Source organism: Oceanobacillus neutriphilus (assembly GCF_014645515.1).
GTDB lineage: Bacteria > Bacillota > Bacilli > Bacillales > Amphibacillaceae > Oceanobacillus > Oceanobacillus neutriphilus.
In genome coordinates, this window is sequence record NZ_BMLW01000008.1 from 52836 (window position 1) to 76517 (window position 23682).

Annotated in this window: 27 protein-coding genes; all 27 read left to right on the plus strand. The window is 39.0% G+C overall.

The features are described 5' to 3' along the window. The first annotated feature begins 559 nt into the window (after positions 1-559). The 27 genes from flgB (at position 560) to IEX29_RS13990 (ending at position 23671) form a co-directional block, all read left to right on the plus strand. Complete coding sequence (gene flgB / locus IEX29_RS13860) at positions 560-952, plus strand: flagellar basal body rod protein FlgB (protein ID WP_188734984.1); 393 nt, start codon at positions 560-562, stop codon at positions 950-952. Between the two features lie 2 nt (positions 953-954). Further along, positions 955-1410: a flagellar basal body rod protein FlgC gene (flgC, locus tag IEX29_RS13865; RefSeq protein ID WP_188734985.1), complete on the plus strand. Its 456-nt coding sequence runs from the start codon at positions 955-957 to the stop codon at positions 1408-1410. Between the two features lie 20 nt (positions 1411-1430). Then, positions 1431-1733 (plus strand): flagellar hook-basal body complex protein FliE, encoded by a 303-nt coding sequence (fliE, locus tag IEX29_RS13870; protein ID WP_188734986.1) that lies wholly within the window; start codon positions 1431-1433, stop codon positions 1731-1733. A 190-nt stretch (positions 1734-1923) separates the two neighbouring features. Further along, positions 1924-3537 carry a flagellar basal-body MS-ring/collar protein FliF gene (gene fliF / locus IEX29_RS13875; RefSeq protein WP_188734987.1) on the plus strand — a complete coding sequence of 538 codons (1614 nt, stop codon included), beginning with the start codon at positions 1924-1926 and terminating at the stop codon, positions 3535-3537. A gap of 12 nt (positions 3538-3549) precedes the next feature. Beyond that, the gene (gene fliG / locus IEX29_RS13880; RefSeq protein WP_147209551.1) at positions 3550-4560 is read left to right on the plus strand and encodes a flagellar motor switch protein FliG; all 1011 of its coding nucleotides are present in this window, start codon (positions 3550-3552) and stop codon (positions 4558-4560) included. Further along, positions 4553-5290: a flagellar assembly protein FliH gene (gene fliH / locus IEX29_RS13885; protein ID WP_188734988.1), complete on the plus strand. Its 738-nt coding sequence runs from the start codon at positions 4553-4555 to the stop codon at positions 5288-5290. The genes fliG and fliH overlap by 8 nt, the downstream gene beginning before the upstream one ends. Then, on the plus strand, positions 5287-6597 hold the full coding sequence (gene fliI / locus IEX29_RS13890; RefSeq protein WP_188734989.1) for a flagellar protein export ATPase FliI: 1311 nt from the start codon (positions 5287-5289) through the stop codon (positions 6595-6597). Before fliH ends, fliI begins: the two co-directional genes overlap by 4 nt. A gap of 13 nt (positions 6598-6610) precedes the next feature. Further along, positions 6611-7057 carry a flagellar export protein FliJ gene (fliJ, locus tag IEX29_RS13895; protein WP_188734990.1) on the plus strand — a complete coding sequence of 149 codons (447 nt, stop codon included), beginning with the start codon at positions 6611-6613 and terminating at the stop codon, positions 7055-7057. A gap of 5 nt (positions 7058-7062) precedes the next feature. Then, a complete protein-coding gene (locus IEX29_RS13900) occupies positions 7063-7710 on the plus strand; it encodes a MotE family protein (RefSeq protein WP_188734991.1) in 648 nt (215 codons plus the stop codon). A gap of 65 nt (positions 7711-7775) precedes the next feature. Beyond that, positions 7776-9560, plus strand: a complete 1785-nt coding sequence (locus IEX29_RS13905) for a flagellar hook-length control protein FliK (RefSeq protein WP_188734992.1) — start codon at positions 7776-7778, stop codon at positions 9558-9560. Between the two features lie 38 nt (positions 9561-9598). Beyond that, entirely contained in the window at positions 9599-10111 is a 513-nt protein-coding gene (gene flgD, locus IEX29_RS13910; protein ID WP_308423644.1) for a flagellar hook assembly protein FlgD, read from the plus strand. Further along, positions 10111-10476, plus strand: coding sequence for a TIGR02530 family flagellar biosynthesis protein (locus IEX29_RS13915; RefSeq protein WP_188734993.1), 366 nt, complete (start codon positions 10111-10113; stop codon positions 10474-10476). The genes flgD and IEX29_RS13915 overlap by 1 nt, the downstream gene beginning before the upstream one ends. An 87-nt stretch (positions 10477-10563) precedes the next feature. Next, entirely contained in the window at positions 10564-11421 is an 858-nt protein-coding gene (gene flgG, locus IEX29_RS13920; protein WP_188734994.1) for a flagellar basal body rod protein FlgG, read from the plus strand. A gap of 56 nt (positions 11422-11477) precedes the next feature. Next, positions 11478-11696 carry a flagellar FlbD family protein gene (locus IEX29_RS13925; RefSeq protein ID WP_077601171.1) on the plus strand — a complete coding sequence of 73 codons (219 nt, stop codon included), beginning with the start codon at positions 11478-11480 and terminating at the stop codon, positions 11694-11696. After that, the gene (gene fliL / locus IEX29_RS13930) at positions 11689-12108 is read left to right on the plus strand and encodes a flagellar basal body-associated protein FliL (protein ID WP_188734995.1); all 420 of its coding nucleotides are present in this window, start codon (positions 11689-11691) and stop codon (positions 12106-12108) included. Before IEX29_RS13925 ends, fliL begins: the two co-directional genes overlap by 8 nt. A 31-nt stretch (positions 12109-12139) precedes the next feature. Beyond that, a complete protein-coding gene (fliM, locus tag IEX29_RS13935; protein WP_188734996.1) occupies positions 12140-13132 on the plus strand; it encodes a flagellar motor switch protein FliM in 993 nt (330 codons plus the stop codon). Beyond that, positions 13122-14354, plus strand: coding sequence for a flagellar motor switch phosphatase FliY (fliY, locus tag IEX29_RS13940; protein ID WP_188734997.1), 1233 nt, complete (start codon positions 13122-13124; stop codon positions 14352-14354). The genes fliM and fliY overlap by 11 nt, the downstream gene beginning before the upstream one ends. A 25-nt stretch (positions 14355-14379) precedes the next feature. Then, complete coding sequence (locus IEX29_RS13945) at positions 14380-14742, plus strand: response regulator (RefSeq protein WP_188734998.1); 363 nt, start codon at positions 14380-14382, stop codon at positions 14740-14742. 148 nt (positions 14743-14890) lie between these two features. Next, entirely contained in the window at positions 14891-15583 is a 693-nt protein-coding gene (gene fliO, locus IEX29_RS13950) for a flagellar biosynthetic protein FliO (protein ID WP_188734999.1), read from the plus strand. After that, the gene (gene fliP, locus IEX29_RS13955; protein WP_188735000.1) at positions 15576-16241 is read left to right on the plus strand and encodes a flagellar type III secretion system pore protein FliP; all 666 of its coding nucleotides are present in this window, start codon (positions 15576-15578) and stop codon (positions 16239-16241) included. The genes fliO and fliP overlap by 8 nt, the downstream gene beginning before the upstream one ends. 214 nt (positions 16242-16455) lie before the next feature. Then, positions 16456-16725 (plus strand): flagellar biosynthesis protein FliQ, encoded by a 270-nt coding sequence (fliQ, locus tag IEX29_RS13960; RefSeq protein ID WP_040980134.1) that lies wholly within the window; start codon positions 16456-16458, stop codon positions 16723-16725. A 5-nt stretch (positions 16726-16730) separates the two neighbouring features. Next, complete coding sequence (fliR, locus tag IEX29_RS13965; protein ID WP_188735001.1) at positions 16731-17510, plus strand: flagellar biosynthetic protein FliR; 780 nt, start codon at positions 16731-16733, stop codon at positions 17508-17510. Between the two features lies 1 nt (position 17511). After that, positions 17512-18591 (plus strand): flagellar biosynthesis protein FlhB, encoded by a 1080-nt coding sequence (gene flhB / locus IEX29_RS13970; protein WP_188735002.1) that lies wholly within the window; start codon positions 17512-17514, stop codon positions 18589-18591. 20 nt (positions 18592-18611) lie between these two features. Further along, the gene (gene flhA, locus IEX29_RS13975) at positions 18612-20645 is read left to right on the plus strand and encodes a flagellar biosynthesis protein FlhA (protein ID WP_188735003.1); all 2034 of its coding nucleotides are present in this window, start codon (positions 18612-18614) and stop codon (positions 20643-20645) included. Then, positions 20642-21751: a flagellar biosynthesis GTPase FlhF gene (flhF, locus tag IEX29_RS13980; protein WP_188735004.1), complete on the plus strand. Its 1110-nt coding sequence runs from the start codon at positions 20642-20644 to the stop codon at positions 21749-21751. Before flhA ends, flhF begins: the two co-directional genes overlap by 4 nt. Further along, positions 21748-22599, plus strand: a complete 852-nt coding sequence (locus IEX29_RS13985; RefSeq protein ID WP_188735005.1) for a MinD/ParA family protein — start codon at positions 21748-21750, stop codon at positions 22597-22599. The genes flhF and IEX29_RS13985 overlap by 4 nt, the downstream gene beginning before the upstream one ends. Before the next feature lie 4 nt (positions 22600-22603). Further along, entirely contained in the window at positions 22604-23671 is a 1068-nt protein-coding gene (locus tag IEX29_RS13990) for a protein-glutamate methylesterase/protein-glutamine glutaminase (protein ID WP_188735006.1), read from the plus strand. Positions 23672-23682: the final 11 nt, after the last annotated feature.

Consider the following 23682-nt stretch of genomic DNA (forward strand, 5'->3'; position numbering starts at 1 on the left):
ACCAAGTGATTTTCTTGGTTTTTTTAATGCGAAAAAAATTCAAAAAACGTTCTCTGAACAGGTCTATGATGAATAAATCTGGTTTAATTGTCCTTTGCTGTAACTTTGGCTACAAAGGACAGAATGAGTAATGGCAATTTCAAAGAAGTATTTTAATGATGTAGAAGTCTTCATGCGCAACATTAAAAGTGAGAAATTAAGCTTTCTAATATATGTTGAGAAATAAATATATATTTATAGTAAATTAGATTTAAATAAAAATTAAAATGAGTATATTGAATTCCTTGGCTGGAAAGGGTAGAATGAAAAAAGAGGTCTAATTACCTGTTTTTGATCATTTTTCGATATATAGCTTTATTTTCTGTGTTATTTTGTAATAATTTATCATGAATTATCAAATGTTTAGGTGTTAAGTTCTAGTCTTAAGGATTCATTTTGAGAATTGTCAAGAATTATGTAGAAATTGCATAGACTTTATCAATTACTTAATTTAAAATTAATTCGTATAATGAATATCATTTATGGGTGTCAATGCTAAAAAAGAAGGTGTGAAATACAAATGGATTTATTTAGCGGAACTATTAACCAGTTAGAAAGTTCGATACAGTATGCTTCTGCAAAGAATAATGCTATTTCCAATAACATTTCAAATGCAGATACACCGAATTATAAAGCTGAAAAAGTAAGCTTTAAATCTGCTTTAGAAAATGAGATGGGTGTTCTTCAAGCAAAAAAGACTAATGCACGTCATTTGGATTTTAATGAAAGTGAAAATAAGCCTTTTCGTATTATGAAAGATTCATCAACTACATATAATCATAACGGGAATAATGTCGATATCGATAAAGAAATGTCAGAGCTGGCTAAAAATCAAATCTATTATAATAGTCTTATTGATCGTATGAATGGGAAATTCAGCAGTTTACAATCCGTTATTCGAGGAGGAAATTAAAAATGTCTATCTTTCAGTCAATGAATACCAGTGCAAGCGGCTTGACCTCCCAAAGATTGCGCATGGATTTAGTATCTTCCAATTTGGCGAATGCGCAGACAACCCGGGCTACACAAAATGCAGATGGGGAATTCGAACCGTATCGCCGGAAAATGGCTACCTTTGGTACAGGACAGCCTTCATTTAAGCAAATGTTAAAATATGCTGAAGGTGCCAATGGCTCTGACGGTGGTGTGAGAGCCACAGGAATTGTTGAGGACCAGACACCATTTGAGCTTGTCTATAATCCGGAACATCCTGATGCAGATGAGGATGGCTACGTAGAAATGCCAAATGTAGATCCTTTAAAAGAAATGGTCGATATGATGAGTGCTTCCCGTTCTTATGAAGCAAATGTGACAGCTTTCAATGCCAGCAAAGGAATGCTGATGAAAGCATTAGAGATAGGAAGAAACTAAAATAAAGGTGGTATAGTGGAATGAATATAGCTGGTACTAATTTTCCTTCATTAAATAAAATTGGAAATGAACAACCTTCGCGTGTAACTCCAAACGAAGTACAAAGTAATTTCTCTTCCATGTTAAAAAACGCTATAGAGGATTTAAATCATATTCAATTAGAATCTGACAAGCAAACAGAGGGATTAGCAAATGGTAATGTGGAGAACCTTCATGATGTAATGATCTCAGCTCAAAAAGCAAGTATTACACTGGAAACTGGAGTACAGGTACAGAGAAAAGTAATTGACGCTTACAACGAAATTATGCGAATGCAGGTGTAAATATAATTAAAAGAAGCTGTTAAAACCAGGGTGATAATGAATTTGCCCGCGTTGTGCGGCTGGAACCGGGGTACTCCCTGCCGGAAAATTGCGTTTAGTAGCAATATTAAAAATTGTTGGCGTTTTGGAACCGCACATCATAAATAAGAATAAAGATTACAGTTTTTTGAATTTAGTGAGGGTAGTGTATATGAAAGAGAGATTACAGAGATGGAAAGAATCCACTTTTACTTTTTGGAAATCCAGATCTAAGGGGCAAAAAGGGACCATGATTGGTGGAGTAATACTGATTATTATGCTGATTGCTGCGATGGTTTTCTTTACTGCAAATACGAAATATGTTCCTCTGTATAATAATTTATCCCTGCAGGAAGCCGGTCAGATTACGGGCGAATTGGATACAAGAGCTGTTCCATATGAGCTTGAAAATGGCGGGACATCTATTCTGGTTCCTGAAGAGCAGGTTGATTCGTTATTGTTGGAGTTTGCCTCTATGGGCCTTCCAAGCAGTGGAAGTATAGATTATTCATTTTTTAGTGAAAATGCCTCCTGGGGAATTACGGAGAATGAATTTAGTGTTATGAAGCTGGATGCGATGCAAACAGAACTTGGGAATTTGATTTCCGGAATTGATGGCATACAAGATGCGAATGTCATGATCAACATGCCGGAGCAGCCTGTATTTGCTGATGAGTCAGCAGGGGAAGCAAGTGTTGCTATTATGCTGCATACACAACCGGGATATCAATTTGAAGGAAATCAGGTCGAAGGACTTTATCATCTGGTATCAAAGGCAGTTCCCAATTTGGATCCGGAAGATATTATCATTATGAACCAGTATTTTGAATACTATGATCGGGATACGCAATTTGCCGGAGGGCAGGATACATATTCAAATCAGCAATCTATTAAGAAAGATGTAGAGCGGGATATTCAACGAAGATTACAGCAAATGCTCGGTACCATGTTAGGCAATGAAAATATTGTTGTTTCTGTTACTGCAGATATTGATTTTTCACAGGAGAACCGGACGGAAGATTTAGTAGAGCCTGTCGATTTAGAAGCAATGGAAGGCATTCCTGTCAGCTTAGAAACGATTCAGGAGTCTTATGCAGGTCAAGGAGGCCCGGACGATGTTGTGGGCACCGGAGAAGAAGATATTGCTAACTTCCCTGCGGGTGATGGCGATGATGGTGAATATGAATTAGATAAAGAAACCATTAATTATGAGTTTAATCGTATCCGTCGTGAGATAGTAGAAAGTCCTTACCAAGTCAGAGACCTAGGTATACAGGTTGCAGTTAACAGTACAAGGCAAGGTGCAGATGGAGAAACAGAATTTTTAAATCAGCAGGAACAGACAGACGTGCAGCAAGGTGTCGAATCCATTCTGAATTCTATCATTGAAACGTCGGTTGATGCTGATTTACAGGATGAAGAGAACGTTGCTAATACGTCGATTGTTTTCCAGGAGTTCAGCGCTTCTGCCGGAGAACAGGAAGAACCATCTGGATCAGGAATTCCATTATGGCTATATATTGCCGGCGGAATATTACTAATTGTCATAGTTATTTTAATAGTTATGCTCAGAAGAAATCGTACTGAGGAAGAATGGATGGAAGAAGAGATACAGGAAGAACGGCCATTAACATCTGTAACCAATAACGAGGAACCGGTTATTCCTGATCTGGCTACCACAAAAGATACTGAAGAGGTTATCAGGAGAAAACAACTTGAGAAAATTGCAAATGAAAAACCAGAAGAATTTGCGAAATTGTTACGCAGCTGGATGAATGAAGACTAGGAGGTTTTATTTATGGCAAGAAAAAATACACTAACAGGAAGACAAAAAGCAGCCATTCTCTTAATCTCATTAGGTCCGGATGTATCAGCGCAAGTGTATAAGTATTTATCAGAAGAAGAAATTGAGAAACTCAGCTTAGATATTTCCTCTGTTAAAAAGGTAGATTCACATTTAAAAGAAGACATATTAGATCAATTTCATCAGATTGCAGTTGCGCAGGATTATATCTCTCAAGGAGGTATAGGATATGCCAAAACAGTTTTGGAAAAGGCATTTGGGAAGCAGGAGGCATCGAGTATTATCAATCGTCTGACCTCTTCCTTGCAGGTAAGACCATTTGATTTTGCAAGGAAGGCAGACCCGCAGCAGGTTCTAAATTATATTCAAGGAGAGCATCCGCAAACCATTGCACTTATCCTTTCCTATTTAGATGCCGAGCAAAGCGGCCAAATCCTTTCTGCCCTGCCTAAAAATGTGCAGGCAGATGTTGCCCGCAGAATCGCTACGATGGATTCAACATCGCCAGAGATTATCAGCCAGGTAGAGCAGGTGTTAGAAAAAAATATATCTTCTTCTATGACAGAGGATTACACACAGACTGGCGGTATTCAAACGGTGGTAGAGGTACTTAATGGGGTAGACCGTGCAACTGAGAAAACAATTTTAGATGCTTTAGAGTCACAGGATCCGGATTTAGCAGAAGAAATTAAAAAGAGAATGTTTGTATTCGAAGATATTGTTACATTGGATAATCGTGCCATTCAGCGTGTCATCAGAGAAGTGGATAATGATGATTTACGATTAGCCCTTAAAGTTGCCAGCAATGAAGTGAAAGATATTGTCTTCAATAATATGTCGGAACGGATGGTAACCACTTTTAAAGAGGAAATGGAATATATGGGACCGGTGCGTCTAAAAGATGTAGAAGAGGCGCAAACACGAATTGTCAATGTAATACGTGGGCTGGAAGAAAAAGGAGAAATTGTTATCGCGCGAGGCGGAGGAGACGATATTATTGTCTAGTTATAAAAAACAAATATCGATTAAACCGATTGAATCCATTGTTCCTCCATTAGATACGCATCAAGAGGACGCGAATAAAGTACATCAGCAATTATCCGAAACTATTACCTTACAAAAACAGGAGTTAGCCTCTATTGAAGAACAGCAGGGGAGACGGATTGAAGAAGCTGATAATCAGATAAAAGAAGCTCGCAGCAAGTGGGAAGAAGAAAAACAAAAGCTCATTGAGGAAGCTCAGAAGAAAGGATTTCAAAAAGGATATGAGGATGGGAAGCAAGAGGCTTTTCAGCAGTTTGAAGGCCAACTGAATAAAGCTAATCATATCATTGATATAGCAAAAGAGGATTACCATCAAACTTTGGAAAAGCAAACAGAAAGCATCGTGGAGATATCCATGACTGTTGCAAATAAAATTCTGCATCAGGAGTTAAAGGAAAAGCCGGATTATATTATGGAACTGATCCAGGCAGCTATTGAGGATGTGAAGTCCCAGCCGTCTATTATAATTATTGTCCACCCGGATTATTATGAAGCGGTTCATTCTCACCAGGAAGAACTTCAGCGTCTGATAGGGGACGATACAAAGCTGTCTATCCATGCAGACCCACATATCCAGACAACAGACTGTATTATTCAATACCCTCATGGACAGGTGGAAACAAGTGTCAATACACAGCTTCAAAAAATAAGAGAGGCATTAATGGACTATGTTATGGAGGGTGTGCAATGAATACGGAGGCACTCATCTCAGTAATTGAAAAAACCGATTCATACAAGCGATTTGGGAAAGTTGTTCGAGTAGTAGGATTAATGATTGAATCAGAGGGACCGGCAGCAAATATTGGTGAGGTTTGTTACATACATACCAGTACAAATGATGAAAATCTTATTTTAGCAGAAGTAGTAGGCTTTCAAAATGAAAAGATTATTTTGATGCCTTATCGGGAGGTCAATGAAGTTGGCTCAGGCTGCTTAGTGGAAGCTACCGGTAATCCATTAATGGTGAAAGTAGGAAGAAGTCTGATAGGCCATGTATTAGACCCATTGGGAAAGCCACTTGCTGATTCGGAATCATTACCAAAAGGCTTAACAAGATATCAGACGGAGAGAAAGCCTCCTAATCCGCTTTCCCGTCCGACAATCAGACAGCCATTACAAATTGGTGTGCGGGCTATCGACGGTTTTTTGTCAATGGGAATCGGTCAGCGTGTTGGCCTGTTTGCCGGGAGCGGTGTCGGAAAAAGTACACTATTAGGAATGATCGCAAGGAATAGTAATGCAGATGTGAATGTTATTGCACTGATTGGAGAACGCGGCAGAGAGGTTCGGGAATTTATTGAGCATGATTTAGGAGAAGAAGGATTGAAAAAGTCCATTATTGTTGCAGCAACCTCTGATCAGCCTGCACTCATGCGAATTCGCGGAGCATATACCGCGACTGCTATCAGTGAATATTTCAGAGAACAAGGGTTTAATGTGAATTTAATGATGGATTCTGTTACACGGGTTGCTATGGCACAGAGAGAAATTGGTTTAGCAGTTGGTGAACCTCCAACAACAAAAGGATACACGCCAAGCGTATTCTCTATTTTACCAAAGCTTTTAGAACGGGCCGGCACGGATGAAAAAGGTTCAATAACTGGATTTTATACGGTTCTGGTTGATGGAGATGACATGAATGAACCGATAGCCGACGCAGTAAGAGGAATTCTTGATGGACACATTGTTCTGGACCGTAAAATTGCAGAAAGAGGGCAATATCCCGCAATCAATGTGTTGAAGTCCATCAGCAGGGTGATGAATGTTATTGCGACAGATGAGCATAAACAAATGGCAACAGTTTTAAGAACGCTTCTTGCAGCGTATGAAGAAAATAATGAGTTAATCTCTATTGGCGCCTATAAAAAAGGAACAAATCCTGAGGTAGACTTAGCTGTTGCATCTTATCCCAAAATTGTTTCTTTTCTAAAACAAGGGGTGTATGAGCAGGTAAGCTTTGAGGAAACCGTTCAAATGATGAGAAACCTGGTTGAATAAAGGAGTTGTTTTTATGGCTGGAATGTCCAGTTTAGCAAAAATAAGAGATATACATGATAATGAGAAGCAAATAGCTCAGAAGGCTTATGCGCAATCACAAGAAACATTCGAGAAGATCGCTACGGAGCTGTACAATTTATTGCAGAAAAAAGAAGTTGCAGAGAATTCATTTGAAAATGCAATTCAAGCATCTACATCGATTGAGAAAATAAAAGAACAGTCTGCTTATATTGAGAAACTGACAAATCAAATTCAAACTGTCCAGCTTTTAGTTCAAAGAGCAAGAAACGATATGAATAAGAAACAAAGCAAATTATCTGAAGCTTATATTGAATATAAAAAATATGACAAGATTATTGAATTGAAAAAAGAAGAAGCTCAAGCAATTGTAAGGAGACAGGAAGCCAGCTTTATGGATGAAATGTCAATGCAACAATATCTGAGACAAAAGCAAAGGTGAAATAGATGAAGAATAAAAAACAAAACGAAACAGAAGTTCAAAAATCTTCAGGTGGTATCTTCATGAAGCTGTTTTTAATTGCTATGCCACTCTTTATCCTGGCTGTTATTGTTGTTTTTGTTTTACATATTGCAGGATTTAATACATTGGATTGGCTGAAGGAACAGGGGAAATCCATTCCCGTTGTTGGAGAAATGTTCATAGATGATGAAGAAAAAAATGCTTCCAATGACGTGCAGGCACTGCAGAATCAGTTAGAAAGCAAAGATAAAATCATCGGTAACAAGGATGAACAAATCCAGGAGCTTAGCGATACCGTCACTGACCTGGAAAACCAGATTAGCAGTTTGCAGGGTGAACTGGAAGAAACAGAAAGTGCCGATGCAGAAGAAAACGACGGTGGAGAGCAAGAAGGTGAACAGCCGCAAGGGCAGGCAAATGCTTCAGAAAAAAGCTCTATGACAAAAACGCTGGAAGGTATGAAAAGTAAAGAAGCAGCAGCTATCCTTGAAAATTTAGAGGACGATTTAGCAGTTGATATTTTAGAGGAGATGTCAACGGGTGATCGCGGTGATATTTTGCAGAAAATGGAAGTGGAAACAGCAACAACCTATACTAAAATGTTGATTGAGCTGGACGTAGCTGTCCCTTAATAAATATGAATTTGTACTAGAAACATAGATTTTCTTTTTATAAAAACTTGAAGGGAGGTGAATAAATGAATCCGATGATATTAAGTACGCCTGACTTTATGATTTCCAATCAAAAGACAAATACCAGGCAGGGGATGAACCAGAATTCAGGTTTCCGTGATTTATTAATGCGGCAAGCAGGACAGGCATCCAGCAGTATATCAATCCCAACGCAACGAAATGAGAAGAGTCAGCTGGATAAAACGTATCGACAGTTGAAGGAGCTATTACCAGATGAAGTACTCGATATTCTGCAAGAAAATGATGGTTTGCAAGAAGAAATACTAACATTAGTAATGCAAAGCTTAGCTTCCCAACAAGAGGTTTCTATGGAAGATAATAACGAGCAGCAGAAATTACTTATACAAAAACTGCTTAAACAGCATCTATCTCCGTTGGAAGAGAAAGCAGATATACAGAGAGCTGTAGATATTTACAATGAAATAGTAAATCTGTTGCTAGGAATAGATGAAATGGCAGCTATAGATGATACAGCCAGTCTGTTAGCTGATTTAAAGCAGGATTGGGATCAATTCTTCCAAGAAAATCCTGAGATGGATAAAAAAGAAGTCCTGGACGATATTCAGCAGCACATGCAAACATCTGACTCATTCATGGTTGGTCAGACAGTAACCCAGATGGCTTATCAATTGCTGGATGCCAATTTGCCGGAAGAAACAGAGGCAAATGATGGAGTGAACGCTAAGGCAATCGAAGTAAATAAAGCTTTGCAGAATTTAAATCAATTTATATCAAGAGCTGATTCTGTAACGGCAGAGCAAATGCTAAAGCAGATAGCTGATATATTCGTAGAGTCAGATTTAATGGAAGAACAATTATTGAAGGATATCGGAAGCAATGCTGGACAAGCTGCCAACCAACCGGCTGAGGATAATAGGCAGGCAAGAATACAGCAATTAATGCAAGTCATAAGCCAGCAGATGGAAAAAGCAGACCCCACAGTTGCCGAACAGGCGGTAAAGCAAATAATGAAACAATTGCAAGGCTGGAAGCTGGCAGAAGAAATACAGATTCAACCGAAAAAAGCAACTCTTATAGAAGGATCACAGCGTACAGAAGCAAGAATAGCAACGTGGCTGCAAACCGTTTTTAAAGAGGTATCCCCAGGAGTTATCAAGCAGAACGGCGCTGTGAATTTTACTGATCAGACGGAAGCTCAATCGGTAAATGCGGCATCTGAAGCTGCGCAGCGTGCAGAGCCGAAAATGGCGGCCTGGCTGCAAACGTCTTATCAAGATGTATCACCGGCTGTTTTGAAGCATGAGAGTCTGCCTATCTCCAGAGTAGAGCAATTTATCGTCAATATGGGACAAACAGATTCGGCAAAAGGTTTATCAGGCAAAGAATTGATTGATAAGATTGAAAGTCTTGTTCAAAGTCAGCGTCTGTACAGCTTTGTACGGGGACAAAATCCGATATCAATTCAATTAAGACCAGAGAATTTAGGCGATATGACAATCCGTTTCGTTCAGACAAATGGAGAATTGACAGTACAAATGCTTGTATCTTCCAAGGCTGTGAAGGAAGTATTGGAATCTAATCTGCATCAGCTGAGAAATGTATTTTCTCCGCATCAGGTAACCATTGAAAAACAGGATAATGTAATGCTCTCCAATGGAACAGATGCGTCCAAAAACTCGAAAGAAAATCCAAATGATCAGCAGCAGGCAGATCATTATGAAGAGTCTTCCGAGTCGAATGAACAGGAGCAATATTCTGAAACAGAGTCATTTGAATCGTTTATGGAGAAGCTATTAGCTCAAAATGAAGAAGAACAAATACAGGGTTAAAGCAGCTTGTAATGGCTCTTGCCCATTTTTGAAAGGCGGTGACAACAATTACTTCCATAGATCCATCTTTATATTTAAGTAATCAATCGACGCAAAGAGCACCTTCGTCTGAATTAGGAAAAGATGAATTTTTAAAATTGTTGGTTGCACAGATGCAAAACCAGAATCCGATGAACACCATGGATGAAGGTGAGTTTATAGCCCAAATGGCAACTTTTTCTTCCCTGGAACAAATGATGAATATGTCAAAATCGATGGAGCTTCTGGTTAATAATCAGCTTGTTTCTCCGGCTATCCAGTATAGCCATATGATTGGCGAAACGGTGAATTACAGAACATTTGACGAGGAAACAGGAAGAGAAAAAGGGATTGAATCGAGTAAAGTTGTTTCTGTTTCGCAGCAGGATGGATGGGCTGTTTTCCATTTAGAAAACGGTGAGAAAATCTATGCTGATACAGTTATTGAAGTAGGAACATCAGGGCAGGAAAAAGATGATGAATCAGAAAATAATGTAACAGACCCTTCTGATAACGAGGAGGGAGAAGAATAATGGTTCGCCCAATTCAACCAATCGTACCAGCTATATCACAGGAGCAATATATAAAAAAGGCGGCACCCAAAAAAGGAAATGTATCCTTTGGAGATATTCTTCAACAGCAGCAGGGACTGACTGTCAGCAAGCATGCAGCTGATCGCATGCGGGAGAGAAATATTCAGTTTAGTAACAAGGAATGGGAATCCATTCAAGAGAAAGTAAAAGAAGCTAAGCAAAAGGGTGTTAAGGATGCTTTGGTTGTTGTTGATGGAAGTGCAATGGTGGTCAGTGTGAAAAATAATACAGTGATTACTGCACTGAATCAGGCTGAGGCGGATAAAAAAGTATTTACCAATATTGATGGAACGATTCTATTATAAATTCAAAAAGGCCGGACCCTTTATGGGAAGCCTGTAGCCGCGGAATGACAGAAGCGGTCAAATTAAAAGAAAAAAGGGGAAATAATCATGTTACGTTCAATGTATGCAGGTATTTCAGGAATGAAAAATTCACAAACAAAATTAGATATTATCGGGAATAATATTGCTAACGTTAATACAACAGGCTATAAAAAAGCTACAATTAATTTTCAGGATATGTTGAGTCAAACATCATCAAGAGCTCAGGGGGCAGGAGAAACTCGAGGTGGAATTAATGCTAAGCAGGTAGGTCTTGGCTCACAACAAGGATCTATTAATAATGTTCATACCCAAGGATTTACACAAACTACAAATTATCCGTTAGATTTTATGATTGATGGAGACGGTATGTTTGTTGTAGGTGGGGGTTCTGTTGAAGGGGCTGGTGCAGATGCTGAGGTAACAGTTGATGCCAATGATAGATATTATACCCGTGCCGGCAGCTTTGGTTTTGATGATAATGGCTATATTGTTAATGCGGAAGGCCTTTATTTATTAGACAGTACTGGAAATGCAATTCAAATTCCACCAGGTTCACAGGATTTCAGTATCTCAACAGATGGATCAGTTACGTATATAGATGCAGATGGTGAAGTTGTGGATAATAATACAAATATAGGCTTGGCTCGTTTTTCCAATCCTAATGGTTTAGAAAAATTAGGTGGAAATTTATACCGTGCAACAGATAACTCTGGTATAATGCCTGCTCCGGGTGATGCAGAATTCTTTACGCCGGAACAGGAAGGTGCTGGCGTACTTAGAACCGGACAGCTTGAAATGTCCAACGTAGACTTATCCGAAGAATTCACTGAAATGATTACTGCGCAGCGTTCATTCCAGGCGAATACCAGAATAATTACAACATCTGATGAAATTTTACAGGAGCTTGTTAATCTAAAACGATAAGCAAGGGAGGAAGGGACTAGCATGAGCTAATATGTTCAGGCTAGTCCCGATAAATCATGATTCGACTGACCCGATTAAATAATGAACCTTTTGTTCTTAATGCAATAATGATTGAGCAGGTTCAAGCCCATGCAGATACAAGTATTTCTTTGTTAAATGGAAAAAAAGTATTTGTAAAAGAAAGTGAAGAAGAAATTATCGAAAAGGTAACAGCATTTTATCACCAGATTGGGTTTCCTGCTCTTCCTTTAAAGGCAGGTGAAAAAGATGAGTAAAATATTGAAAGTAACTGTTACAGCACTTATTACATTACTTGTCGGCATTGTAGCTACACTTATTATTGTTATCTATGTAAATGAACCGGAAGAAGTGTCCGGCGAGCAATCTATTGATGATATGGTCAGCCATTCTTATGAAACACCGGAAGTAACAACGGATATTAAGGATGACAGGTATGTGCAGGTTCAATTTCAAGTAATTACAGATGATAAAAAAGCGATGGAAGAATTACAAAAAAGAGACTTCCAAGTTACCAATTTATTAATTAAGGAATTGGCCGTTATGGAAGAAGAGGACTTTCAGACAGGTCTCGATGATCTGGAGGATACACTGAAAACGAATTTAAATGAGATGATGACAGAAGGAACGGTTACCGACGTATATACCATTAAAAAGATACTTCAATAGATTATATGATGCTAGGAGGTGACCAAATTTTATGGATGAGGTATTGTCACAAAATGAAATTGATGCCTTGCTTTCAGCGATAACATCAGGAGAAATGGATGCAGAAGAGTTGAAGAAGGAAGAGGATGAAAAACGTATTCGTGTATATGATTTTAAGAGAGCACTACGTTTTTCAAAAGATCAGATACGCAGCATTTCTAGACTACATGAAAACTATGCAAGATTGCTTACAACCTTTTTTGCTACGCAGCTCCGGACATATGTAAATATTCATGTTACCTCTGTGGACCAGGTGCCTTATGAGGAATTCATACGCTCTGTACCAAAACGGACAGTGCTTAATATTTATAGCTTACAGCCATTGGATGGAAATTTGATTATGGAAATTAACCCCAATATAGCTTTCGCGTTATTGGAGCGATTGCTGGGTGGAAAAGGATCCGATGATTCCAAAAAAGGTAATCTGACAGAAATTGAAAAGCTTTTGCTCACACAATTGTTTGAGAAGGCTGAAGACAGCTTGAAAAATGCATGGTCATCTGTTGCAGATATTGAACCGGTTTTAGAAGAATTTGAAGAGAATCCCCAATTTATGCAAAAAGTTGCTCCAAGTGAAACGGTGGTTGTTGTTTCCTTAACGGCAATGATTGGAGAAGTATCAGGTATGATTAATATCTGTATTCCGCATATTATTTTGGAACCAATTATACCAAAGCTCTCTGCAAGCTATTGGATGCAGACGAATAAAAATAAAGATGAAAAAAGTCTCCAAAGAATGTCACTATATCTTCAAAATACGGATGTTGAAGTAAAAGCAATCCTTGGTGAAGCAACAATTAATATTGATGAATTTTTGAAATTCTCAGCCGGGGATGTGATTGCATTAGACCAGGCGATTGATTCGCCGTTGAAGATGGCTGTGAATGATGAATTTAAGTTTCTCGTGCAACCAGGCAAGTATCGGCATAAAATGTCTGTTCAAGTATTAGAGGAACTGAATGGGGTGATGGAAAATGATGAATGATGGCAAGCTGTCGCAGGAAGAAATTGATGCACTGCTTAATGTATCAGATGATAAACAGGATGAAAACCAGCAGGAGCAGACGAATGAGGAAGAGTTCCTGACGAGTATAGAAAAAGACGCGTTAGGAGAGATTGGAAATATTTCCTTTGGAAGCTCTGCTACTACGCTGTCTACACTTTTAAACCAAAAGGTAGAGATTACAACACCAGCTGTTTCGACAATTAAAAAAGCGGAATTAGAAAAAGAAGTTACATTTAAACCTGTAAGTGTTCAAGTGAATTACATAGAGGGCTTTACTGGCAATAATGTTTTTTTCATTAAATCTGAAGATGCAGCAGTAATAGCTGATATTATGCTTGGCGGTGATGGGACAAATCCGGACAAGGAGCTGAACGAAATGCACCTCAGTGCAGTTCAAGAAGCTATGAACCAGATGATGGGTGCTGCTGCTACAAGTATGTCCACAGTATTTAATAAGAAAATTGATATTTCTCCTCCACAGATTATTCATGGATTGGGAAATGAAAAGAAAGAAGGTCTGTTTGAAGATGACGTTTATGTGAAAGTCTTCTTCAAATTAATGATTGGAAATTTAATAGATTCTAATATGGTGCAGCTTGTTCCAATCGATTTTGCTAAAGAATTAGTACAGCAGTTAATGAATCCGGCTCCTGCTGTGACAGAACAAAGTCCGGCAGAAAAGAAACCGGAAAACACAGCAGCTGCCAAACCGGCTGATATTCCTGAAGTAAATATCAATACAAGCTCGATTTCTCCTGCAGCACCAAAACAGGAAAATAATCAAGCGGAAGAGTCTATCAGGCATACGGCAGCAAGTACGGAATCAGTACATCAAAAAAATGATGATATTCTGGGCAGACATGGCAGTCTGCAGGAAGCAAATATACAGGAGGCAGCTTTTTCAGACTTTAAACAGCCTTCATTAAGCAGTCAGGGACAACGTAATTTGGATATGTTAATGGATATTCCACTGAAAGTTACTGTTGAGCTGGGGAGAACAAAGCAGTCCATTAAGGAAATTTTAGAACTTGGAGCAGGATCAATTATTGAATTAGATAAACTGGCCGGGGAGCCTGTAGATATTCTTGTAAATGAAAAATTAGTAGCTGAAGGGGAAGTAGTTGTTATCGATGAAAACTTTGGTGTCCGTGTAACAGATATTGTTAGTCAGTTAGATAGAATCCAACATTTGAAAAAGTAGATTAGTATAACGAGGAGAGAGAAAAATGAGCAAAAAGATTTTAATCGTAGATGATGCAGCTTTTATGAGAATGATGATTAAGGATATTTTAACCAAAAATGATTTTGAAGTAGTAGCGGAAGCACAAGATGGTAATGAAGCTGTTGAAAAATTTAAGGAGAGTCATCCTGATTTAGTGACCATGGATATTACAATGCCTGAAAAAGATGGATTGGCAGCTTTAAAAGAAATTCTTCAAGTAAATCCGGATGCAAAGGTAATTATGTGTTCAGCAATGGGACAACAGGCTATGGTTATCGATGCCATTCAAGCTGGAGCAAAAGACTTTATTGTTAAACCATTCCAGGCAGAACGAGTGATTGAAGCTATTCAAAAAGCACTTGGGTAAGTAAACTTCATTTAGTGGGACGATTTAACTTTTCTCACTGATGCATAGGGAACAGCGTCCATCTGCATGAAGTGAAATCACTTGGAGGGGGTATTACGGGATGTATATACTCCCCAAGTAGTGTATTTAAAGAGGATGTTCAAAAAGGATGTCAAAAAGTGAGTTGACGAGATTGAAGAAGCAATTATGGCGTGTATATATAGTGGGAGCGGGAATGTTGTTTTTTATGCTGCTCCCTGTCAGTATAAGCGCAGAAACAAATGTGTTAGACTGCCTTGAAAATGGTGAGGAGTGTAACGAAGAACAAAATATAGATAACGGGCAGCCGGATACGAATGAGGAAGACAGTATTCTGGAAAATGACAGTGGGTTTTTGGTAGAAGACGACTCTTCAAATACATCAATGGGCTGGCAAATTGTCCGGTTAATTATAGGTCTGGCCTTGGTACTGGGTTTAGTCTATATTGTATTAAAGCTTTTAGGAAAAAGAAATGGGTTTAACCAGCAGCCTGGCCTTCTGCGTAATGTGGGCGGGGTGTCTGTAGGAGCAAATAAATCTGTGCAAATTATCCGTGTTGGAAACAGATATTATCTTATTGGCGTTGGAGATAATGTGGAGCTGTTAGAGGAAATCGATGATCCTGAGACGATTGAACAGCTGATTGGTCAATCAGAAGAAAAGAATCCGGATACTTTATCCTTCTTTTCGAAAGGGAAAAACGAAAAATCAAGTAAGTCATCTGACAAATCATTTAATCAATTACTCACAAAGGAACTGCAGTCAATCCGCAAAAATCGCCAGGATCTTATTAAGAAGCATAAGGACGATTTAAATGAATGAATTTATAGATATCTTTTCAGGTTCTGATCCAACGAACATAGCTACGTCTGTGAAGCTTTTGCTGTTATTAACGATTTTTTCCCTGGCTCCGGGAATTTTAATTTTAATGACCAGCTTTACACGGATTATTATTGTATTATCATTTGTACGTACGTCCTTAGCAACGCAACAAATGCCCCCAAATCAGGTGCTCATTGGTATTGCGTTATTTTTGACTTTCTTTATCATGGCTCCGACTTTCTCGGAAGTCTATGAACAAGGCCTGTCGCCGCTCTTTGCCGAGGAGATTACCTTGGAGGAAGCCTATGATAATGCGAGTGTCCCTTTAAAGGAGTTTATGGCGCAGCATACAAGACAGAAGGACTTGCAATTATTCATGCGTTATACAGAGGCAGAACCTCCGGAAACTGTACAAGATATCCCTTTAACTACCTTAGTTCCTGCATTTGCAATCAGCGAATTAAAAACAGCCTTTCAGATGGGTTTTATGATATTTATCCCATTTTTAATTATTGACATGGCTGTCGCAAGCATTCTTATGTCAATGGGGATGATGATGCTGCCGCCGGTAATGATTTCACTGCCGTTTAAGATATTACTATTTGTATTGGTGGATGGCTGGTATTTAATTACGCAGTCACTACTCGGTGGTTTTTAGATGAGGATGTTAAAAAAGGTCGCCAAAAATGACACGGCGAATTTCTGCGTTAGCTTGCTTTTCCGTTGGGATTGCGATTACTCACCCCAGGGAAACCGGTGCTCATGTATTAACAAACATACATTCCGCTACTCAAAGCTGCGCTGCCTTGAACTTCTTGGTCCTTTTTATCGCCCTTTTTTAACACGTATTGGAAGTGAGAGGGGTAGAATCAATGAGTAGTGAATTGGTATTAACCCTGGCTGAACGGGGGATCTTTACAATTTTATTAATAACTGTCCCGTTACTGCTGCTTGCTTTAGCAGTCGGGTTACTTGTAAGTATTTTTCAGGCAACAACACAAATTCAAGAACAGACACTGGCATTTATTCCTAAAATTTTAGCCGTGTTACTTGGTTTAGTATTCTTCGGACCATGGATGTTAACGACAATCGTTGAGTTCACCTCCAATCTATACATGAATATTAACCAATATATAGGGTAGAACAAATGATTGATATTATAAACTGGAATCTTGTTCCAGCATTCATTCTGATTTTTGTCCGTATTATGGCATTCTTTGTTATTATGCCTTTATTCTCTTATCGGTCAGTTCCCGTTCAATTTAAAATAGGAATCAGTTTTTTTCTGACGTTTATTTTAATTTCCACAGTGGACATCGGTAATGTTGCCCTGAATGATTTATATATATTTCTGCTGGTGAAAGAAGCGCTTGTCGGTATTTGTATTGGATTAATTGCATTTATTTTAGTATCCGCTATTCAGGTTGCCGGCGGTTTTATTGATTTCCAAATGGGCTTTGCTATTGCCAATGTTGTAGATCCGCAAACAGGTGCACAAAGCCCATTGACAGGTCAATACTTCTATATCATTGCGTTATTATTCCTTTTATCTGTAGACGGTCATCATATGATTTTAAATGGAATGATGAACAGTTTTTCTTATATTTCATTAGATCAGTTTATCCCATTTGGTGAAGAGAGCATTATTGAGCTTGTACTGACGACATTTAATACGATGTTCCTCATTGCTTTTCAAATCGCTATCCCCATTGTAGGCTGTTTGTTTTTAGTAGATGTTGCTCTGGGGATCGTAGCGCGTACAGTACCGCAAATGAATGTATTTGTTGTCGGCTTGCCAATAAAAATTCTTGTCAGCTTTGCAGCAATCCTTGTTTTTCTCGCACTTTACATCGGCTTATTACAATATGTTTTTGAGGCAATGTATCGTGTTATGGTGGAATTAATGGCTTTATTTGGAGGTGCTTAATGTGCTTTTGACATTAGACTTACAATTTTTTGCGGGCGAGAAAACAGAAAAAGCTACTCCAAAGAAAAGACAGGATGAACGCAAAAAAGGGAGGCTTGCCAAAAGTCAGGATATAAATACAGCCGTCCTGCTGCTTGGATGTTTTATAGGTTTGTTTGTTTTTGGCGGCTATATACTGCAGCATATGACAGGCTTTTATAAAAAATCATTTACAGAATACATTCATTGGGAAGTGACGAATAATTCGATTCAAACGATGTTTAATGATTCATTTTTTCAAGCAGTTTTGATGGTTGCCCCCATCATGCTGATTGCGGTGATTTCCGGTCTGGCTGCTAATCTGCTTCAGGTCAGGTTCTTATTTACAACAGAACCTTTGAAGTTTGATTTGAAAAAAATTGATCCTATTAAAGGAGCAAAAAGGATTTTTTCCATTCGTGCGTTAGTGGAGTTTTTAAAGTCTCTATTAAAAATTACACTGGTTGGTGCGGTAACATTTACAGTGATTTGGATGAATAAAGATCAGATGCTCATGACAGCTTTTTTGGATGCAGAGGGAGCACTGGGATTCTTTGCACGGGTTACAGCAATAATGGCATTTTCGGCTATTGCATTATTAATTTTTTTAGGCGTTCTGGATTATATGTATCAAAAATATGATTTTGAGAAAAACATTCGTATGTCCAAGCAGGACATAAAAGATGAGTATAAAAACGTTGAAGGGGATCCTTTAATTAAATCAAAAATGAAAGAAAAACAGCGGCAGATAGCAACCAGAAGAATGATGAGTGAAGTTCCGGGCGCGGATGTCATTATTACTAACCCGACCCATTATGCAATTGCAATTAAATATGATGAAGCAAAGGCAGAAGCACCGTTTATTATTGCGAAAGGAACGGACAGTATTGCGCAGCGCATCAAAGAAATTGCAAAGGAACACCATGTACATATGATAGAAAATCGTTCTCTGGCAAGAGCATTATATGCAGCAGCAGAAATTGGCGAAGTCATTCCAGAAGAATACTTTCAGCCGGTTGCAGAGGTTCTTGCTTATGTTTATCAAATGGAGAAAAAAGCGTAAGAAGTTAGGAGAGAATGGAAATGAAAGTCCGGGATATTGCAGTTCTCTTAGGCGTTATACTAGTAATTGTCATGCTGGTCATACCAATGCCTGGAGGGCTTTTAAGCTTTCTCATATTAATTAATATAATACTTGCATTGGTTGTTATTTTAGTGGCAATGAATACAACTGAACCGTTGCAGTTTTCAGTGTTCCCAACGCTGATTTTGCTTTTGACATTATTCCGGTTAGCTTTAAATGTGTCAACGACCCGGGCCATTCTCTCTGAAGGTGATGCAGGAGGAGTCGTAGAAACATTCGGCTCTTTTGTAATTGGAAACAATCCTTTAGTCGGGTTTGTCGTATTTATTATTTTAGTTATTATTAATTTTATTGTTATCACCAAAGGTGCAGAGCGTGTATCTGAAGTTGCTGCCAGGTTCTCCCTCGATGGGATGCCAGGGAAGCAGATGAGTGTCGATGCCGATTTAAATGCCGGTTTAATTACGGAAAGTCAGGCAAAGGAACGGCGGGAAAAAATTGAAAATGAAGCAGACTTTCATGGTTCCATGGACGGGGCGAGTAAATTCGTAAAAGGAGATGCTATAGCCGGAATCATTATTGTCCTTATTAATATCCTTTTTGGAATGATTATCGGTGTGGTGCAAATGGGGCTGTCCATGCAGGAAGCTGTTGATTTATTTATGCGGCTTACTGTTGGGGATGGACTGGTCAGCCAAATTCCGGCATTACTCATTTCAACTGCAACCGGGATTGTTGTTACAAGGTCTGCCAGAGGCAGTAATTTAAGCGCTGATGTGACAGATCAGCTGCTGCAATTCCCAAAGCTTTTATATATTGCAGCAGGAGCTATTTTCCTGCTCGGTCTAACACCGATAAACTTTTTCTTAACTACTCTTCTTGCAGCTTTCCTGGCTTTTAGCGGTTATTGGATGGAAAAAAGAACAGCGGAACCGGAAGAGGTTACAGAGGAAGAGGAAGAAGAAACGGAATCAACGGCTCTAAAACAGCAGGAGAATGTTATTAATCTCTTAAATATGGATCCGATAGAATTTGAATTTGGCTATGGATTAATTCCTTTAGCCGATACATCTCAGGGCGGCGACCTGCTGGACAGAGTAATTATGATTCGGAGACAGCTTGCTATTGAACTGGGACTGGTTATACCAGTGGTCCGGATCCGGGATAATATTCAGCTTCAGCCGAATGAGTATCAATTAAAAATAAAAGGTGACACGGTTGCCGGCGGGGAATTAATGCTTGATCACTATTTAGCAATGGCACCTGACTTTTTAGAGGATGATATAGAGGGAATTGATACGAAAGAACCCGCTTTTGGGCTGCCGGCAAAATGGATTAGTGAAAATGTGAAAGATGAAGCGGAGTTGTCCGGTTATACAGTTGTTGACCCGCCTTCCGTTGTATCTACGCATCTTACAGAAGTTATTAAGAAGCATGCCTTTGAGCTTTTGGGAAGGGAAGAAACAAAACAGCTTATCGATCATTTAAAAGAAACCAACCCAATTTTAGTGGAGGAAGTAACTCCTGAACCTTTATCTATCGGCGATATTCAAAAAGTATTGGCGAAGCTGCTGAGGGAAAGCGTATCTATCCGGAATATGCCGGTGATTTTTGAAACGCTGGCCGATTTTGCTAAATTGACAAATGATACGGATGTGTTAGGAGAATACGTTAGGCAGGCATTGGCATCACAAATTACAAAAAGCTATGTAAAAGACGATAATTTATTAAAGGTAATTACGGTTTCCGGCAAAGTCGAAAAGGCAATTGCTGACCATATTCAGCAGACAGAACACGGGAATTATTTATCATTAGATCCAGATCAGCAGCAGGCAATTATTCAAGCAATTCATAAAGAAGCTGAAAAGGTCTCCTTACAGGAAGAAACAACGATTATTATCTGTTCTCCTGCAGTCCGGATGTATCTGAAACAATTATTAGACCGGTTTTTACCTCAAGTTGTTGTATTATCGTATAATGAATTAGAACCTACTGTTGAGGTACAAAGCGTTGGGGTGGTGAATATCGCATGAAAATAAAAAAATATAAAGCTCCGTCTATGCCGGAAGTGATGAAGCAGGTAAGAAAAGATTTTGGTACAGATGCAGTGATTTTACAATCAAGACAAATTAAATCAGGCGGTATCTTAGGGCTCTTTAAAAAGAATTATATCGAGGTTGTTGCCGGTTATGATCCAGAGCCGGTGAAACCTGCTAAAAAAGCTGAAATCCGGCAGGCAGCTCCTGTTTTTAAGAGAGAAGTGGTTCAGGAAAAAGTAAAAGACGCCACACGTTCTAAAGAGATGGAACAGGTTTACAAGCTGTTAGAAGCACAAAGCAGACAGCTGCAGCTCAGACTGACACCGGAGGAGCAGTTAATCTATGACAGCTTAATACAGCAGGAAGTACTTCCTGATATTGCTCTGAACATCGTGAAGGAAGGAAGCGATGCATCAGCTCTCTCTCATGAAGATTCAAGCAAATTAAAGCAAGCTGTTCACGAAAAAATAGAAAAACGGTTAGAATGTCTGGAATTAGGCTTTACCTATAATCATAGAGTGATTCAATTTGTTGGACCAACGGGTGTAGGGAAAACGACTACGATTGCAAAAATTGCTGCAAAGATGCAGTTAGCTGAGAATAAAAAAGTAGCTTTTATTACGTTGGATACGTACCGGATTGCAGCTGTTGAACAGTTGAAGACATATGCAAAGATTCTTCATATACCTGTCCATGTGGCTTATAATAAACAGGAATACCGCAAGTATATTGAACAGTTACAGGATTATGATGTGATTTTAGTAGATACTGCAGGCAGAAATTATCGGGATGATGCTTACTTAAACGATTTAGCAGACTGGATCAATCCTGATCAGGTAACAAATTATCTTGTCTTGTCCATGACTGCAAAGCCGAAAGACTTTCTGGATATCTACGGGAAGTTTGATGGGATTGGAATACATGGTCTTATATTGACAAAGCTGGATGAAACAGAACAATATGGAAATATCCTAAATGCAGTATCAAGCTATTCGGGTATCCGGATAGGCTATATGACAAATGGACAGGATGTTCCGGAAGATATGATCGATCCAACTATAAATCAGCTTAGCCGTTTTATTACAGGTGATGAACAATGAGTTATGATCAAGCTGAAAAACTAAGAAACCAGCTTTCTCCGCACAGGACTGCAAAAACGATTGCCATATGCAGCGGCAAGGGTGGTGTAGGAAAATCAAATTTCACTCTGAATTTTTCTATTAAACTGGCAAAGGAAAAACATCGTATCTTAGTATTTGATCTGGATGTCGGCATGGGGAATATTGATTTACTTCTTGGCATGCAGACAAAGCATTCTATAGCAGATGTTTTAAACAACCGGATTTCCATTCAGGATGCGATTGTAAAAAGCGACTATGGAGTCGATTATGTTCCGGGAGGCTCTGGCCTGCGCGACTTTTTAGAGCTGGATCAGCATAAAAAATCCATTTTTTATCAAGGACTTGAGCTGACATTAAGAGAATATGATTATGTTCTGTTTGATATGGGGGCAGGTATTACAGAGACAGCGTTATTTTTCATTATGGCAGCCGATGAATGCTTTATTGTAACAACACCTGAGCCTACTTCGATTACAGATGCTTATGGAATGATAAAGCATATTTTATTAAATCAGGCAGAGATGCCAATTTACACTATTTTAAACCGTTCAAGAAATAGCAGGGATGGCCAAAACATTTTAAATAATTTTCATACCGTTATTCACCGTTTCTTAGAGGGGGAAGCGCAAGCACTGGGCTTCATTCCAGAGGACGGAAATGTTATGAAAGCGGTAATGCATCAAAGACCATACACTATATTGTATCCGAAAACAAAGGCTTCAAAAGCAGTAGATTCAATTCTGCAAACCTATGTAAATCAAACCAGCGGGCCTTTACGTAAGTCAGGCAGTTTCATGGAGCGGATAAAACATTTTATGGAGAGGTGAGAGAATGACTCTGATTAATGTACTTGTCGTGGATGATTCTGCATTTATGAGAAAAATGATTTCAGAAATTTTAACAGAAGATGGCAGGTTTCAAGTTGTTGGAACTGCTGTACATGGTTTGGATGGTGTAAATAAAGTAAAAAAGCTGCGTCCGGATGTGATTACGATGGATGTTCAAATGCCAAATCTTGATGGTTTAGAGGCGTTGAAACAGATTATGGAACAATGTCCTACTCCGGTAGTTATGCTTTCCAGTGAAACAAGAAAAGGCGCGGATCAGGCCATCCAGGCCATTTCTACTGGCGCTGTCGACTTTATTACGAAGCCGTCGGGTGCTATTTCATTAGATATAAAAACAGTAGAAAAAGAAATTTGCGATAAAGTATATACTGCTGCTGCAGTCAAAGTACATAAAAAAATAAATAATGCAGAGAAGCACGTACCAATAGAGCATATCCGGCAGCCGATAACTATGCCTGAGAGACCTTCACTCACCTCTAAAAGATTAGTTGCAATTGGAACATCTACCGGAGGTCCGAGAGCATTGCAGGAAGTGATTACCGCTTTGCCAAAAGATCTTCGTGCTCCTGTGGCTGTTGTGCAGCATATGCCTCCGGGATTTACCGCATCACTGTCTGAACGGTTAAATCAAATCAGTAAGGTGGCCGTCAAAGAAGCAGAGCATGGCGAATTGATGAAAAAGGGGACTGTCTATATTGCGCCTGGCGGATATCATATGGAAGTGAAGAGCAGCGGCGTTGCATTAATTGTCTCATTAAATCAGGAACCTGCAGATAATGGACACCGCCCTTCTGTAAATACTTTATTCCGCTCTCTGTGTGCGCTGAAGAACTATCAAATTATTACATGTGTCTTAACGGGAATGGGAAATGATGGGACGCTCGGTCTCAAAGAGCTGAAAAAAGCCAATCCACATGTATTGTCCATTGCTGAAACAGAAGAGACGGCAATTGTTTATGGGATGCCCAAATCAATTGTTAAGGAAGGGTTAGCTGATTATCAAGTACCTTTGAATCAAATAGCCAGCCAGCTGAGCAATCTTGTAGACTAAATAACTTGAAG

Excerpts from the sequence above, each read along its gene's own strand:
- flgB (WP_188734984.1), top strand. The coding sequence starts at position 560 with ATGGATTTATTTAGCGGAACTATTAACCAGTTAGAAAGTTCGATACAG.
- flgC (WP_188734985.1), top strand. The coding sequence starts at position 955 with ATGTCTATCTTTCAGTCAATGAATACCAGTGCAAGCGGCTTGACCTCC.
- fliE (WP_188734986.1), top strand. The coding sequence starts at position 1,431 with ATGAATATAGCTGGTACTAATTTTCCTTCATTAAATAAAATTGGAAAT.
- fliF (WP_188734987.1), top strand. The coding sequence starts at position 1,924 with ATGAAAGAGAGATTACAGAGATGGAAAGAATCCACTTTTACTTTTTGG.
- fliG (WP_147209551.1), top strand. The coding sequence starts at position 3,550 with ATGGCAAGAAAAAATACACTAACAGGAAGACAAAAAGCAGCCATTCTC.
- fliI (WP_188734989.1), top strand. The coding sequence starts at position 5,287 with ATGAATACGGAGGCACTCATCTCAGTAATTGAAAAAACCGATTCATAC.
- fliJ (WP_188734990.1), top strand. The coding sequence starts at position 6,611 with ATGGCTGGAATGTCCAGTTTAGCAAAAATAAGAGATATACATGATAAT.
- IEX29_RS13900 (WP_188734991.1), top strand. The coding sequence starts at position 7,063 with ATGAAGAATAAAAAACAAAACGAAACAGAAGTTCAAAAATCTTCAGGT.
- IEX29_RS13905 (WP_188734992.1), top strand. The coding sequence starts at position 7,776 with ATGAATCCGATGATATTAAGTACGCCTGACTTTATGATTTCCAATCAA.
- IEX29_RS13915 (WP_188734993.1), top strand. The coding sequence starts at position 10,111 with ATGGTTCGCCCAATTCAACCAATCGTACCAGCTATATCACAGGAGCAA.
- flgG (WP_188734994.1), top strand. The coding sequence starts at position 10,564 with ATGTTACGTTCAATGTATGCAGGTATTTCAGGAATGAAAAATTCACAA.
- IEX29_RS13925 (WP_077601171.1), top strand. The coding sequence starts at position 11,478 with ATGATTCGACTGACCCGATTAAATAATGAACCTTTTGTTCTTAATGCA.
- fliL (WP_188734995.1), top strand. The coding sequence starts at position 11,689 with ATGAGTAAAATATTGAAAGTAACTGTTACAGCACTTATTACATTACTT.
- fliM (WP_188734996.1), top strand. The coding sequence starts at position 12,140 with ATGGATGAGGTATTGTCACAAAATGAAATTGATGCCTTGCTTTCAGCG.
- fliY (WP_188734997.1), top strand. The coding sequence starts at position 13,122 with ATGATGAATGATGGCAAGCTGTCGCAGGAAGAAATTGATGCACTGCTT.
- IEX29_RS13945 (WP_188734998.1), top strand. The coding sequence starts at position 14,380 with ATGAGCAAAAAGATTTTAATCGTAGATGATGCAGCTTTTATGAGAATG.
- fliO (WP_188734999.1), top strand. The coding sequence starts at position 14,891 with ATGTCAAAAAGTGAGTTGACGAGATTGAAGAAGCAATTATGGCGTGTA.
- fliP (WP_188735000.1), top strand. The coding sequence starts at position 15,576 with ATGAATGAATTTATAGATATCTTTTCAGGTTCTGATCCAACGAACATA.
- fliQ (WP_040980134.1), top strand. The coding sequence starts at position 16,456 with ATGAGTAGTGAATTGGTATTAACCCTGGCTGAACGGGGGATCTTTACA.
- fliR (WP_188735001.1), top strand. The coding sequence starts at position 16,731 with ATGATTGATATTATAAACTGGAATCTTGTTCCAGCATTCATTCTGATT.
- flhA (WP_188735003.1), top strand. The coding sequence starts at position 18,612 with ATGAAAGTCCGGGATATTGCAGTTCTCTTAGGCGTTATACTAGTAATT.
- flhF (WP_188735004.1), top strand. The coding sequence starts at position 20,642 with ATGAAAATAAAAAAATATAAAGCTCCGTCTATGCCGGAAGTGATGAAG.
- IEX29_RS13985 (WP_188735005.1), top strand. The coding sequence starts at position 21,748 with ATGAGTTATGATCAAGCTGAAAAACTAAGAAACCAGCTTTCTCCGCAC.
- IEX29_RS13990 (WP_188735006.1), top strand. The coding sequence starts at position 22,604 with ATGACTCTGATTAATGTACTTGTCGTGGATGATTCTGCATTTATGAGA.